The organism is Polaribacter sp. AHE13PA (genome assembly GCF_019278505.1).
GTDB lineage: Bacteria > Bacteroidota > Bacteroidia > Flavobacteriales > Flavobacteriaceae > Polaribacter.
The window spans coordinates 3,001,671-3,015,178 of sequence record NZ_CP058985.1; the positions used below are offsets into that span (position 1 = coordinate 3,001,671).

At 31.2% G+C, this 13,508-nt stretch carries 13 protein-coding genes; 9 read left to right on the forward strand and 4 right to left on the reverse strand.

Features of this window, described 5'->3' with window-relative positions:
- Positions 1–132: 132 nt before the first annotated feature.
- Genes glmS through H0I28_RS12865 form a run of 3 tightly spaced genes read right to left on the reverse strand, consistent with a single transcriptional unit; the run spans position 133 to position 4,404 of the window.
- Positions 133–1,989 (reverse strand): glutamine--fructose-6-phosphate transaminase (isomerizing), encoded by a 1,857-nt coding sequence (gene glmS, locus H0I28_RS12855; protein ID WP_218759351.1) that lies wholly within the window; start codon positions 1,987–1,989, stop codon positions 133–135.
- Between the two features lie 24 nt (positions 1,990–2,013).
- On the reverse strand, positions 2,014–3,582 hold the full coding sequence (locus H0I28_RS12860) for a DUF4270 family protein (protein WP_218759352.1): 1,569 nt from the start codon (positions 3,580–3,582) through the stop codon (positions 2,014–2,016).
- A 12-nt stretch (positions 3,583–3,594) separates the two neighbouring features.
- Positions 3,595–4,404 (reverse strand): glycogen/starch synthase, encoded by an 810-nt coding sequence (locus H0I28_RS12865; protein WP_218731870.1) that lies wholly within the window; start codon positions 4,402–4,404, stop codon positions 3,595–3,597.
- Positions 4,405–4,501: 97 nt separating this feature from the next.
- Here H0I28_RS12865 and panC point away from each other — a divergent pair, with 97 nt between their 5' ends.
- The 4 genes from panC to H0I28_RS12885 all read left to right on the forward strand — a co-directional run bounded on the left by panC (position 4,502) and on the right by H0I28_RS12885 (position 7,721).
- Positions 4,502–5,347, forward strand: coding sequence for a pantoate--beta-alanine ligase (gene panC / locus H0I28_RS12870; RefSeq protein WP_218759353.1), 846 nt, complete (start codon positions 4,502–4,504; stop codon positions 5,345–5,347).
- Between the two features lie 31 nt (positions 5,348–5,378).
- Complete coding sequence (panD, locus tag H0I28_RS12875) at positions 5,379–5,729, forward strand: aspartate 1-decarboxylase (RefSeq protein WP_165731587.1); 351 nt, start codon at positions 5,379–5,381, stop codon at positions 5,727–5,729.
- Positions 5,730–5,731: 2 nt separating this feature from the next.
- Positions 5,732–6,676 (forward strand): lysylphosphatidylglycerol synthase transmembrane domain-containing protein, encoded by a 945-nt coding sequence (locus H0I28_RS12880; RefSeq protein WP_218759354.1) that lies wholly within the window; start codon positions 5,732–5,734, stop codon positions 6,674–6,676.
- A 244-nt stretch (positions 6,677–6,920) separates the two neighbouring features.
- Complete coding sequence (locus H0I28_RS12885) at positions 6,921–7,721, forward strand: aspartate dehydrogenase domain-containing protein (RefSeq protein ID WP_218759355.1); 801 nt, start codon at positions 6,921–6,923, stop codon at positions 7,719–7,721.
- Here H0I28_RS12885 and H0I28_RS12890 read toward each other — a convergent pair.
- Positions 7,708–8,622: an NAD(P)-dependent oxidoreductase gene (locus tag H0I28_RS12890; protein WP_218731874.1), complete on the reverse strand. Its 915-nt coding sequence runs from the start codon at positions 8,620–8,622 to the stop codon at positions 7,708–7,710. The two genes, H0I28_RS12885 and H0I28_RS12890, sit on opposite strands and share 14 nt — an antisense overlap.
- A gap of 369 nt (positions 8,623–8,991) precedes the next feature.
- Here H0I28_RS12890 and radA point away from each other — a divergent pair, with 369 nt between their 5' ends.
- The 5 genes from radA (at position 8,992) to H0I28_RS12915 (ending at position 13,441) form a co-directional block, all read left to right on the forward strand.
- On the forward strand, positions 8,992–10,353 hold the full coding sequence (radA, locus tag H0I28_RS12895) for a DNA repair protein RadA (protein WP_218759356.1): 1,362 nt from the start codon (positions 8,992–8,994) through the stop codon (positions 10,351–10,353).
- 255 nt (positions 10,354–10,608) lie between these two features.
- The gene (locus H0I28_RS12900) at positions 10,609–10,944 is read left to right on the forward strand and encodes a metalloregulator ArsR/SmtB family transcription factor (protein WP_218731876.1); all 336 of its coding nucleotides are present in this window, start codon (positions 10,609–10,611) and stop codon (positions 10,942–10,944) included.
- Positions 10,945–11,027: 83 nt separating this feature from the next.
- Positions 11,028–11,996, forward strand: coding sequence for a permease (locus tag H0I28_RS12905; protein WP_218759357.1), 969 nt, complete (start codon positions 11,028–11,030; stop codon positions 11,994–11,996).
- Between the two features lie 2 nt (positions 11,997–11,998).
- Positions 11,999–12,322 (forward strand): hypothetical protein, encoded by a 324-nt coding sequence (locus H0I28_RS12910; RefSeq protein WP_218759358.1) that lies wholly within the window; start codon positions 11,999–12,001, stop codon positions 12,320–12,322.
- A 315-nt stretch (positions 12,323–12,637) separates the two neighbouring features.
- A complete protein-coding gene (locus H0I28_RS12915) occupies positions 12,638–13,441 on the forward strand; it encodes a hypothetical protein (RefSeq protein WP_218759359.1) in 804 nt (267 codons plus the stop codon).
- Positions 13,442–13,508: the final 67 nt, after the last annotated feature.

Consider the following 13,508-nt stretch of genomic DNA (forward strand, 5'->3'; position numbering starts at 1 on the left):
TTTTTTTTACATATCAATATACAATGTTGATATTTAACTAATCACAAAATTTAAGAGTAATATATTACTTTTATCAAATAAAAAAACCCAGCTATAAGCTGGGTTTTTTTATTTGATAAAATATAAGAAAAATTACTCTACCGTAACCGATTTTGCTAAATTTCTTGGTTGATCTACATTCTTACCTAACATTACCGCAACGTGATAAGATAGTAATTGAAAAGGAATTGTAGTTAATAACGGTGTTAACGCTTCTTCTGTTTCAGGAATTTCTATAACATGATCTGCTATATCTCTAACCTGTGTATCTCCTTCTGTTACAATTGCAATAATTTTACCAGACCTCGATTTAATTTCTTGAATATTACTCACTACTTTTTCGTAATGACCTTTATTGGTTGCAATAACAAAAATTGGCATGTTCTCATCAATTAAAGCAATTGGACCATGTTTCATTTCTGCTGCAGGATATCCTTCTGCATGTATATAAGAAATTTCTTTTAATTTTAAAGCGCCTTCTAATGCTACCGGAAAGTTAAAACCTCTACCTAAATACAAACAGTTTTTTGCATCTTTATAAACATCAGCTATTTCTTTTACCTTTTCATCAATCTTTAAAAGTGCCTCTATTTTAGCCGGAATTAATTCCATTTTCTGCAAATACATTCTAAAAGCAGAGTCTGACATTGTTCCTTTTGCCTTTGCTAACTTTAAAGAAATTAATGTAAGTACCGTAATTTGAGTTGTAAATGCTTTTGTTGAAGCTACTCCAATTTCTGGACCAGCATGCGTATAAGCTCCTGCGTGTGTTTCTCTTGCAATAGAAGAACCTACTACATTACAAATACCAAATACAAAAGCTCCCTTAGATTTTGCTAATTTAATAGCTGCTAAGGTATCTGCAGTTTCTCCAGATTGAGAAATTGCAATAACCACATCATTTGGTGTAATTATAGGGTTTCTATATCTAAACTCTGATGCGTATTCAACCTCAACAGGTATACGCGCCATATCTTCTATTAAATACTCACCAACTAAACCAGCATGCCAAGAAGTACCACAGGCAATAATTATAATTCTATGAGCATTTAAAAATTTATTTAAATTGTCATCTATACCAGACATTTTAATAAGTCCTTCATTAGGTAACATTCTACCTCTATAAGTATCTATGATAGCTTTAGGTTGCTCATGAATTTCTTTTAACATGAAATGCTCATAACCACCTTTTTCAATTTGATCTAAGCTCAGTTTTAATTTCTGAATATTAGTATCAACCATAGAGTCGTCTTTAATCTTACGAACTTTAATGTCTTTACCAATTTTAACAACTGCTAATTCTTCATCCTCTAAATAAATAGCATCCTTAGTATATTCTATAAAAGGAGATGCATCAGAAGCAACAAAAAATTCACTATTATTTTTTCCTACCCCAATTGCAATAGGACTTCCTAAACGAGCAATAACTAACTCATTTGGTTTTGTTTTATCAAAAACAGCAATTGCATAAGCACCTACAACACTTGTTAGTGCTAATTGAACTGCTTGCCCCAATTTACAACCTTCTTTCTTTTTTACTTCTTCTATTAGGTTAACTAAAACCTCTGTATCTGTATCACTTTTAAAAACATAGCCTCTAGATATTAGCTCTTTTTTTAAAGTATCGTAGTTTTCAATAATACCGTTGTGTACAATAACTAATTCACCAGACTGAGAAACATGTGGATGCGAATTTACATCATTTGGCACCCCATGAGTAGCCCAACGTGTATGGCCAATTCCTATATTTCCTTTTTTTCTTTTTTCGTCATTATCAGTTATAGCTTCTAAATCAGAAACTTTTCCTTTGGTTTTAGAAAGATGTATTTCTTTTCCATCATACATCATTATCCCAGAACTATCATACCCTCTGTACTCTAATCTTTTAAGTCCATTTACAACTATCGGGTAAGCATCCCTAAAGCCAATATATCCAGTAATTCCACACATAAAATTTTCTTTTAGTTAGTTTTTTTAATCCTTTTTCTCTGAATATGAAATCTTTAACTCTACCTTTTTATCTTCATTTATAGCTTCATGATTATAAAGAGTTACTGCCTTCGGATTCCAATTATAATTCTTAAATATAGTATCTGTAACTGTTAGTAAGTCTGTAGCGTTAATTACTTTAAGCCTTAGTGTTGGAGAATAATTTGTTTCACCACTTAATAAGTCTGAAATATAATCTGTAATTCTAAAAGTGTACTTCTCTTTCTTTCCATTAGAGTCTCTTTGCAACAAACCTCCAAAAACAGCGGCTCCCTCAGAATAAACATCTTTTATTTGACTGTAAACAGGCGGTACATTTTCATCACTCTTATACAAAAATAACTGATAAGGAACAGCTGTTGTATCTATAGATTGATTAATATAAAAGGTTAAAGAAGCATCATTTATCAACAGATTTCTAGCTCTTAATTCTTCTATTTTATCAGCAACTCCATTACCATCTGTATCTGCTCCAAAAAGGTTTATTTTAGCTTCACTTCCTGCCGCTCCTTGTAATACAATTTTATCTGAAGGATATACTTTATCATCCATCTTATAAGTACTTGCTCTTACACCAGATAGTAAAAAACTATCATTTTTGTAAATTGTATCTATAATAACTCCTCCAGCAACAACTGTGTTTGTATAATAAACTTCTAGTGATGGCTTAACCGTAGCATTAAAATTAAAAGAAACTAAAGATCCTTCGTCTCCTGTAGCTTCTAGAATAAGTCCTCTAAAATAGTCATTAAACGCAGCCTGAGAATCAAAATCTGATGATTCATATTTATCTAGGAATAATTCTTTAATTTTATCTTCTTTTAAAGGGATCGCTGCAAAAGGTACTGGTATTGTAGCAGATGTAGAATTAAAATATTTTATAGTATCTTGCTTAGCTACTGTTTCATCACTTAACCATCTTTTAACTACAATTGAGTCTGTTAAGCTCGGTAAAAATTTAAAATCTGAAGTAGCATTCAACTCAGTTACTTTTTTATCAAACACATCATTAGATTGATAACTATTCAATTTTGAAGGCTCTGTAGGATTTAATATACTTAAATAAGTACTTGTTTCATAAATATTTAAATTAAACGCTTTAGTTTGATCCCCTATAATTGAATCTAACTCATACGCTGTACCATCATTATTAAAAGTTACTTGATATGGTAATTTTACAAATGCAGTATCTATTGTAGTAACCACAATAGTATCAGAACCGTAAATATTGGCATCATCTATTACTTGTAAACCTGTACTTAAAGCTAGTTGAGAAACTATAGAAGCTTCTATTTTTTCGTAATCACCATTTGCACCAGTATGAACACCTAGTAGATATAAACCTGGCTCTGCAGAAATATTATCAGAAGTAACACTTGTAATAGGGCTATTTTCTATAACAATTCCTTTAACAGTTAAGGTATCTGTATCAAACTTTGTATTACTAATAATACTAGACTTAATATCTGTAAAATCTTTTTCACAAGAAATAACAGCTGTAAATACGAATACTAAAGCTACAATAAATGTGCTCTTCTCAAAAAATCTCCTCACTTTATAAAATAATTAATTAGCTGAAATTAAATCAGCATAAAAATTTAAATAACTTTCCTTTAAATCTTCAGATTGATATTCTAAAACTGGAATATCTTTACCTTCTATAAAAGAAGTCAATTCTTCTGAAATATCTTCACTACCATGTATAATTGCGTCAGAATTTTCTATCGCACTTTTTAATATGTTTGTAAAGTTTGGTGTTTTAATTGTAGCAATTTTCTCGTCACAAATATTATCAAATTTCACTTTATCAGCTAAAGATTCATCTAACGTTCCCTCAAAAGGGTTGTTATATAAAGACGTTATAATTTTACTTTCGGTAAACAAAGGTTCTTCTTTATAAAACTCTTTTAAATAAAGAGGTAAAAGAGAAGCCATCCATCCATGAACATGAATAATATCTGGTGCCCAGTTTAATTTTTTCACAGTTTCTATAACTCCTTTTGCAAAGAAAATAGCGCGCTCATCATTATCCTCAAACAAATCATCATCTTCATCTGTAAAAACGGCTTTTCGTTTAAAATATTCTTCATTATCTATAAAATATACTTGCATTCTTTCTTTAGGAATAGAAGCAACTTTTATAATTAATGGCATATCCATATCATTAACTACTAGATTCATACCAGATAAACGAATTACTTCGTGTAGCTGATGTCTTCGCTCGTTAATTACGCCATATCTTGGCATGAAAATTCTTGTTTGTACTCCTTTAGAATGTGCGTTTTTTGCAACATTAAAGGCTGTAGATGATAACTCTGTTTCGGGTAAGTATGGAACTACTTCAGATGAAACAAATAATATTCTCTTGTCCTTCATTAAATCAAACTCTTTTATAAGAAGCGCAAAAATACAAATTTTTATGCTAATATCGTGTTAAATTGGTAAGTTTGCAGACTCTACTTAATTTTTGAAGATGAAAATTTTTAACAGTAAACAAGAAATAAATACATATTTAACCTCTAAAAAAGAGGATAATAAAACCATAGGTTTTGTGCCAACAATGGGCGCATTACACGAAGGTCATTTATCTTTAATTAAAAAAGCAATCGAAAAAAACGATCTAGTTGTAGTAAGTATTTTTGTAAATCCAACCCAGTTTGATAACCAAGAAGACTTAATTAAATACCCAAAAACCATAGAAAACGATACTAAATTACTAGAAAGTGTTTCTTGTGATGTATTATTTTTGCCTTCTGTAGAAGAAATCTATGCAGAAAACATAGCCTCAGAAAAATTTGATTTTGACGGACTAGAACACCAAATGGAAGGCAAGTTTAGAACAGGGCATTTTGATGGTGTTGGTACCATCGTAAAAACCCTTTTCGAAATTGTAACACCTAATAGAGCTTATTTTGGTCAAAAGGATTTTCAGCAGTTACAGATTATCAAAAAAATGGTTAGAAAAAACAGACTTCCTGTAAAAATAAAAGGATGCCCCATTTTTAGAGAAGCAGATGGTTTGGCAATGAGTTCTAGAAACGCTAGATTATCTAATGAACATAGAGAGGCAGCACCTTTTATATACAAAACTCTTAAAAAAGTTAAAAATAAATTTGGCATAGAAAATGCTGTAACCGTAACTGAGTGGGTAGAAAATCAGTTTAAAGAACACCCTTTATTAGAATTAGAGTATTTTACAATTGCTGATGAAAAATCATTAGAAACCATAAAAAACAAAGAATCTAACAATAAAAACCGTGCTTTTATTGCAGTTTATGCAGGAGAAATACGATTGATAGACAACATTCGATTAAAATAGTAGTAATCAAAAAAAATAGTATTTTTGCCCCATGTTAGTACAAGTTGTAAAATCAAAAATCCACCGTGTAAAAGTTACAGGTGCAGATTTAAATTATATAGGAAGCATTACCATTGATGAAGATTTAATGGATGCGGCCAACATTATTGAAGGCGAACGCGTTCAAATTGTAAACAATAATAATGGCGAGCGTTTAGAAACATACGCTATTCCTGGACCTCGTGGAAGTGGAGAAATCACCTTAAACGGAGCCGCAGCAAGAAAAGTTGCTGTTAATGACGTTTTAATTCTAATCGTTTACGGATTCATGGATTTTGAAGAGGCAAAAAGCTTTAAACCATCTTTAGTTTTCCCTAACGAAAAAGACAATACACTTACATAGGTTTGAATATCAAAAAAATATTAAAAACTATACTACCTCTCGTTTTGGGAGGTTTTTTAGTATGGTACTCTCTCTCTAAAATCTCTTTAGATGTTCTAATAGGATATTTTAAAGACGCAAAATATGGTTGGATTGTCCTTGGTCTATTTTTCGGAATTTTGAGTCACCTTTCTAGAGCTTATAGATGGAAATTCATGTTAGAACCTTTGGGTTTTAAACCCAAATACACAAATAGTGTTTTAGCTGTTTTAGTAGGTTATTTAGTAAACTTAGCCATACCAAGAGCTGGAGAAATTTCTAGAGCAACTGTAATGGCAAACTACGAGAAAATTCCTTTCGAAAAAGGATTTGGAACTATTGTAGCCGAACGTATTGCAGATTTAATCATGATGCTTTCTATAGTTGCAGTAACACTTTTTGTTCAATTCGATTTTATCTACGACCTCTTAACTAAAAACTTTAATCCTACAAAAATCATTATTGGCTTAACGGTTCTTATTCTTGGTTTTTACATTTTAACATCATTTATAAAGAAAGCAAAATCTGGGTTTTTACTAAAAATTAAAACCTTTGTTGCTGGTTTGTTAGAAGGTGTTACTAGTATTTTTAAAATGAAAAATAAATGGGCATTTATTTTTCATACCGTATTTATTTGGGTAATGTACGTTGCCATGTTTTGGGCAACAATTCCTGCAATTGAAGGATTACACGTTCCGTTTGGCGGAATATTAATAGGATTTATTGCCGGTGGTTTCTCCATTGCGGCAACAAATGGCGGAATTGGATTATACCCAATTGCTGTAGCTGGTGCCTTGGCGTTGTTTGATGTACCTACAGAACCTGCAACCGCTTTTGGTTGGATTATGTGGACCGCACAAACAGCAATGATTATCATTTTTGGAGGTTTAGCATTTTTTGCATTACCAATTTACAATAAGAATAAATAACTTTTAAGCATTCCTAAAAAGGTTACGCTTTCACTACTCGCTTTTTTCTTTTGCTAAAAAATCAGCAAAAGAAAAAAGATCAAACAATGAGCCTGCCTTGAGCTTGTTAAAATATTCAATCGCTAACGTAAAAATTTTAGAAAAAAGGGTCTTGTAAATAGCTATTTACAAAACCCTTTTCATTTAACTTTTGAATAACTTTTTATAATTGCCTATACTGTAAAAAAGGAATATGTTTGCCGTTATGGGAAAAAAAACATTAGCAATTGTAGGTTGCGGCGGACTTGCAAGCATCGTTGTACAAGCTTTAGATAAAGGCTTGTTGCCAGATTTTCAAATTATCGGTACATACTCTAGAACATTCAATAAGGCCGAGGTTTTTTCAAATCATATTAACAATATAGATAGAGGATACACCTGTACTGCATGTCATTCTCTAGAAGAATTATTAATGCTAAAACCAGACTATCTTGTTGAAGCATCTTCTCCAGACTCTTTAAAAGAATTAGCTTTACCAACCTTAAAAAACGGAACATCAATAGTAACAATCTCCATAGGAGGTCTTGCAGATGCCGATTTTTACGAAGAGGTTAAAAAAACAGCTTCAGAATATGGTACACGAGTTCATATTGCATCAGGAGCCGTTGGAGGATTCGATGTACTAAGAACCGTCTCTTTAATGGAGGAAAGCGAAGTGACTTTCGAGTCTACAAAATCGCCAAGAGCCATGAGAAATAGCCCCGTTTATAATCCTGTTATAGAAACGCAAGAACATACATCTTTTAAAGGCACTGCCGTAGAAGCCATCGCACTTTTCCCAAGACAAGTAAACGTTTCTGTAGCAGCTGCATTGGCATCAACTGGGCCAGAAAACGTAAAAGTTTCTATTAAAACTATCCCAGAATTTGTTGGCGATAATCATCGTATAGAAATAAAAAGCCAGGAAATTCATGCTGTTTTAAACATTTATAGTCAAACGGCAAAAATTGCTGGCTGGAGTATTGTTAATACATTGCGAAATATTACTTCGCCTATTGCTTTTTAAAATAAGCTATTAAGTTAGCTAATACCTTTTCACTTAATCTAACAAACGCTTGTTGTGTTCTACCCGTAGAAACTTCTAAGCAATTAACTTTAGGATTATTTAAAAGCTCTTTATCACCTAAAGCGCCAAGAGTATCACAGTATACGGCATTGTCACCTGCTGCTAGCCACTTATTAAAAGGCTCAGCATCCCAAGCAGGTGATAACCCTGTATTGAATAATATTTTATGATTTCCAAATTTAATAAACTCGTTTTCATGCAATAAAACTATGTTTTTATTTAAACAAGCAATCACAACTTCATTTGTTTTCATTAGTTCTTCTAACGGTAAAAACTCATAGCCTTTTGCTTTAGCATCTTGTTTTTCGCTTCTAGCAAAATAAGTGATTTCTGCACCTAAAAAGTGAAGTGCATCCGCAACCATACCACCAGATTTACCCAAACCTACAATCCCTACTTTTAATCCTGTAATCTCTCTTGGAATTCCACCCCAAGCATTTCTTGGTTTACCATCAGAAGTAGTTCCAAAACCATGTAAACATCTTACCAACTCACTAATTACATATTCTACAACTCCCTCATCTCCATAATCACGCACACCAGTAACGGTAATACCACGAGAATTTGCATAGTTAATATCTACATTAGCACTTTCTGGCGCATACAACGAACAGCACATACCTATATATTTTATGTTCGGACAACGCTCTAAAATTTCTTTTGTTAATGTAGTAGTATAACTTAATAAAACACCATCTGCATCACCAATACGCGCTACAATCTCATCGTCTGTTGTTGGTCTGTCTGTGTATAATAGTAGGTTTTCTGTTAAAGACTCTAATTTTATATTAACCGACTCAATTAACTCTAAAGGCTCTATTCCTATAAGTTTTTTAAACATAATTCACTTTTTTATTTGTTGTAAATGAAAGACGGCAACATAAGAAATATCCCTTGTAAGAACTAATTTTTAACGTAACTTTAAACTATTCTTTAGTCTACATTATTTTTGGGCGTTCCCTAAAAAAGGTCGCGCTTTCACTACTCGCTTTTTTCTTTTGCTAAGAAAACAGCAAAAGAAAAAGAGCTCAAACAAGTCGTTCAATCACTAACGCAACTGTTTGTTAGCTTTTTGATATTTCTTTTTTTATTATTTTTTTATTATTTTTTTTTTATTTTTTTTTTATTTTTTTTTTATTTTTTTTTTAAAACCAATAAGCTTATAAACTTTGTAACTTTGTTCCTCAAAAAAATTGTAAACTTTTTTCAAATGACTAAAACCAAAACTACTTTTTTCTGTCAGAACTGTGGAACCCAACACGCAAAGTGGGTAGGACAATGTGGTGCTTGTAAAGAATGGAATACCATTGTAGAAGAAGTAATACAGAAAGAAGAAAAACGCGTTTGGAAACAATCTACAACTGCAAAACAAACCGTAAACAAACCTTTAAAAGTTGCAGACATTCAGTTAAACCCAGAAGAAAGAATTGTTACCAATAACAACGAATTAGACACGGTTTTAGGAGGCGGATTGGTAAAAGGCTCTGTAACACTTTTAGGTGGTGAACCTGGAATTGGAAAATCGACTTTATTATTGCAAGTTGCCTTAAATATAAGTCAGAAAGTACTATATGTTTCTGGAGAAGAAAGTCAGTCTCAAATAAAAATGAGAGCCGAAAGGTTAGAAGCAAATAATTCTAACTGTTTAATTTTAACGGAAACCAACACCCAAAACATCTTTAAAAATATAGAAGAAACAATGCCAGATGTTTTGGTAATAGATTCTATACAAACATTACATACAAGTTCTATAGAAGCTTCTCCTGGTAGCATTTCTCAAATTAGAGAAACTGCTGCAGAACTCATAAAATACGCCAAAGAAACTGCGACTCCAGTTTTATTAATTGGTCACATAAACAAAGACGGAAACATTGCGGGACCAAAAATTTTAGAGCACATGGTAGATGTTGTTTTACAATTTGAAGGCGACAGAAATCATACCTACAGAATTTTAAGAAGTCAGAAAAACAGATTTGGTTCTACATCAGAGTTAGGAATTTATGAAATGCTTTCTAACGGATTGAGAGAAATCTCTAATCCGTCTGAAATTTTAATTTCTAAAAAGGATGCAGACTTAAGCGGAACTGCAATTGCAAGTACTTTAGAAGGGATTAGACCTTTAATGATAGAAATTCAAGCCTTGGTTTCTACAGCTGTTTACGGAACTCCACAACGTTCTACAACTGGTTATAATTTAAAAAGATTAAATATGATTTTAGCGGTTCTAGAAAAAAGAGCTGGCTTTAAATTAGGTGCAAAAGATGTCTTTTTAAATATTACAGGAGGAATAAATGTAGATGATCCTGCAATTGACTTAGCCGTTGTAGCCGCCATTTTATCATCTAACCAAGATGTTGCAATTAACCCAAATGTATGTTTTGCTGCAGAAGTTGGTTTGGCAGGAGAAATAAGACCTGTTTCTAAAATTGACCAAAGAATTACAGAAGCAGAAAAATTAGGCTATAAAACTCTTGTAGCTTCTAAATACAATAAGATTTCTTCTAAAAATCATGGTATTAGGTTGGTTTTGGTTGGTAAGATTGAAGAAGCTTTTGCTACTTTGTTTGCATAGAATAAATTCTATATTTTAAGAATTGTAGGTAATAAATTATTAAAATAAATTCACTTAAAGTTAAACTACTTATAGCATGTGAATTCTATTTAAATTTTAAAATGTAGATGCTTTTTACAAAAATATAATTTTACTCCTTACTCTAATTTGCCATTATTTTTTAATAAAAAAAATAAGTTTTAATATTTGAAAAAATAATATACATTTGCATCCGTCAATCATATGTGTTTTTACACATATATAAAAAATAAAAGCATGGATAAATACACCAAAATACTAAAAGCCTTGTCAGATGAGACAAGATTAAAAATTGTTTGGTTGCTTACTAATATTGATGAAAAAATTTGCGTTTCAGAAATTGTAGAAGTCTTAGAAGAGCGTCAATACAATATATCTCGCCACTTAAGAATATTAAAAGACGCCCAACTAATAGAAGAGGTAAAAGAAGGAAAATGGGTGTTTTACTATTTAACTTCAACCAATAATGAATTTAGACTTTTAATGCAAAAAACAATTAGCGCAATACCAGAAAAAGATATGAAAAAAGAATTAACTAAATGTAAAACACTACTAGATAAACGCGAAAAATAGAAAACAACAAATAATACTTAACCTTTTTTTATAACAACATATGTGTTTTTTCACATATAATTAATTTTAATAAAACAAATATCATGAATGAAAAATTTAATTTAGCTCTAGAAGAATTTATACACGTAGGTGTAGTCTTAATATTTATTATTGCCTTAGTATCTATATTTACTGGCTTAATAAGAGCATTTATCCCTCAAGAAAAACTTCAAAAGAAACTATCTAAAACAGGAAAATATGGCGGTTTAATGGGAGCTTTAATAGGCATTCCAACTCCATTTTGTAGCGCATCAATGGTTCCGGTGTCTATGGGAATGATAGAAATGGGAGCTCCTTTTTCAATGGTTTTTTCATTTTTACTCGCCGCACCATTGGCTAATTTTGTTGTAGTTGGTTTTATTTTTGGTGTTTTCGGGTGGGAAGTTGCTTTGGTATACTTTTTAATTGTTTTTATTGGAGCTGTTTTAATTGGAACACTTGCTGGTAAAACTTCATTAAAAAACGAGGTAAAAAGAATTAACTTAACCCCTTCTACCCTCTCTTCAACTTGTACTCCTCAACCTATAAATACACAAGACTGCAATTCTAACAATCAATCAGAAACGTATTCAAAGACTTCTTGCAACCAAACAAATACAACTAACCCTAGACTAAAAGAAGCGCTTACTTTTGCATGGGCATTATTTAAACGAATCTTTCCTTATGTTTTAGTTGGTGCACTTATTAGTGCTGTTTCTGCTGTTTTTGTACCAGACGCATGGGTAGAAAAGTATTTAGGAAATGATAGTCCACTTGCCATTCCCATAGCAGCAACTGTTGGTATTCCTCTATACTTAAGAATTGAAATGGCTATACCTATTTTAAATGCTCTTATTGTTAAAGGAATGAGCATGGGAGCTGCAATGGCATTGATTATAGGAGGAACAGGAGCTAGTTTACCAGAAATAGCAATAATTTCTTCTATGTTAAAAACGAAAGCCATAATAGCCTTTGTTTTGTCTGTGATGTTAATGGCTATAGTAGGTGGTTTTATATTTTATTTCTTCTTTTAGTTATGATAAAATTTATAAAAAAAATAATAAAAGCATGTCCTTATTCAATAATGGGGAAAAAATGTATTAAAACTCTACAAGGTAAAAAAAAAGATAAAAAGAAAAATAACACCAAAATTGAAACATTAAAGAAAGGGATAAAAACAGGACGAGATATTATATTGATTGGGATATTCTGTCCCCTACTTTGGTATTCTATACTATCAGGAGCTAGTAAAGATTTAATTATTATAAACTTAATGCATTCAGGAGTTATTGTTGCTCTAGGTTTTGTACTTATAGTTATTAATTATTTAGCATTATTCCGATATAAAAATGCTAGTTGAAGTAAAATCTCTTCTTTTAGGCAAGTGAATATTTAATAAAGTAGGTGTTTTTTCTAATTATAAAAAAAGGAAAAAACACCTATTAATCTAAAAGAAAGCAAACAAGTTTAGCCCTGATTGAACGGTATGTTTGAGCTCTTTTTTGTTTTTTTTACAAAAAAAGCGAGTAGTGAAAGCAGGAAATAGCTTCTAAAATTAAAAATCATTTCTTTTATGGATTGAGTTCATATATAATGCTATTGTTATATTATTAACCTTAAAAAGTTTTGATATTTGGACTTTATAACTAAATGTCATTAACTTAAAACAACAAAGATGAAATTAAGAAAGACGAAATTAAGAATATTAAGTATTATCTGTTTAACTTTAATAACACTTGTAGGCTGTAAAGAGACTAAAAAGGAAAAAGTGAACGATACTCCTGAAAAAATTACAGAAATTACCTTAGAAAAATTAGAAAACTCACCGGAATACGCTACAGCTTCGCTTAAAATGACAACACCAAGTGATACGGTAATAAAAACTGTTGGTGAAACTGCTTTTAATTTTGAAGTAAATAATTACGAATTAGGTGCATTAACACAAAGTAAAGACACAGCGCTTTTAGCAAATTCAGCAAAAGGACAACATATTCATTTTATTTTGAATAACGAGCCATATTCTGCACATTACGAACCAACATTTAAAAAAGATATGCCTAATGGAGTGCATCATTTAGTGGCTTTTTTAAGTAGATCTTATCATGAATCTGTTAAAAACGAAAATGCTGTAGTTGTTAAAAAATTAATTGTCGGAGAAGACACTAAAGACGATAACAATTTAGATATAAATGCACCAACACTTATTTATAGTCGCCCAAAAGGAGAATATTCTGGAAAAGATACAGAGAATCTATTACTAGATTTTTTCGTATTAAATACACAACTTTCAGAAAATGGTACTAAAGTTCGTGCAACTATTAATGAGAAAGAATTTATAATCACAGAATGGGCACCACAGGTAATTAAAGGTTTACCAAAAGGAAAAGTTTCTATAAAATTAGAATTAATAGATGCAGAAGGAAATTTAATTCCTGGACCTTTTAATAGTGTTGATAGAACAGTTACTTTAAAAAAATAATTAAATTTATAACTAAAAAAGAATCATAAAAAAAACCAAGCAATTATGCTTGGTTTTTTTTTATGTA

Bases quoted from the DNA above. Each gene is read 5' to 3' on its own strand.
- H0I28_RS12865 (WP_218731870.1), bottom strand. From the start codon at position 4,404: ATGAAGGACAAGAGAATATTATTTGTTTCATCTGAAGTAGTTCCATAC.
- panC (WP_218759353.1), top strand. From the start codon at position 4,502: ATGAAAATTTTTAACAGTAAACAAGAAATAAATACATATTTAACCTCT.
- H0I28_RS12900 (WP_218731876.1), top strand. From the start codon at position 10,609: ATGGATAAATACACCAAAATACTAAAAGCCTTGTCAGATGAGACAAGA.
- H0I28_RS12915 (WP_218759359.1), top strand. From the start codon at position 12,638: ATGAAATTAAGAAAGACGAAATTAAGAATATTAAGTATTATCTGTTTA.
- radA (WP_218759356.1), top strand. From the start codon at position 8,992: ATGACTAAAACCAAAACTACTTTTTTCTGTCAGAACTGTGGAACCCAA.
- panD (WP_165731587.1), top strand. From the start codon at position 5,379: ATGTTAGTACAAGTTGTAAAATCAAAAATCCACCGTGTAAAAGTTACA.
- H0I28_RS12885 (WP_218759355.1), top strand. From the start codon at position 6,921: ATGGGAAAAAAAACATTAGCAATTGTAGGTTGCGGCGGACTTGCAAGC.
- H0I28_RS12905 (WP_218759357.1), top strand. From the start codon at position 11,028: ATGAATGAAAAATTTAATTTAGCTCTAGAAGAATTTATACACGTAGGT.
- H0I28_RS12890 (WP_218731874.1), bottom strand. From the start codon at position 8,622: ATGTTTAAAAAACTTATAGGAATAGAGCCTTTAGAGTTAATTGAGTCG.
- H0I28_RS12910 (WP_218759358.1), top strand. From the start codon at position 11,999: ATGATAAAATTTATAAAAAAAATAATAAAAGCATGTCCTTATTCAATA.
- glmS (WP_218759351.1), bottom strand. From the start codon at position 1,989: ATGTGTGGAATTACTGGATATATTGGCTTTAGGGATGCTTACCCGATA.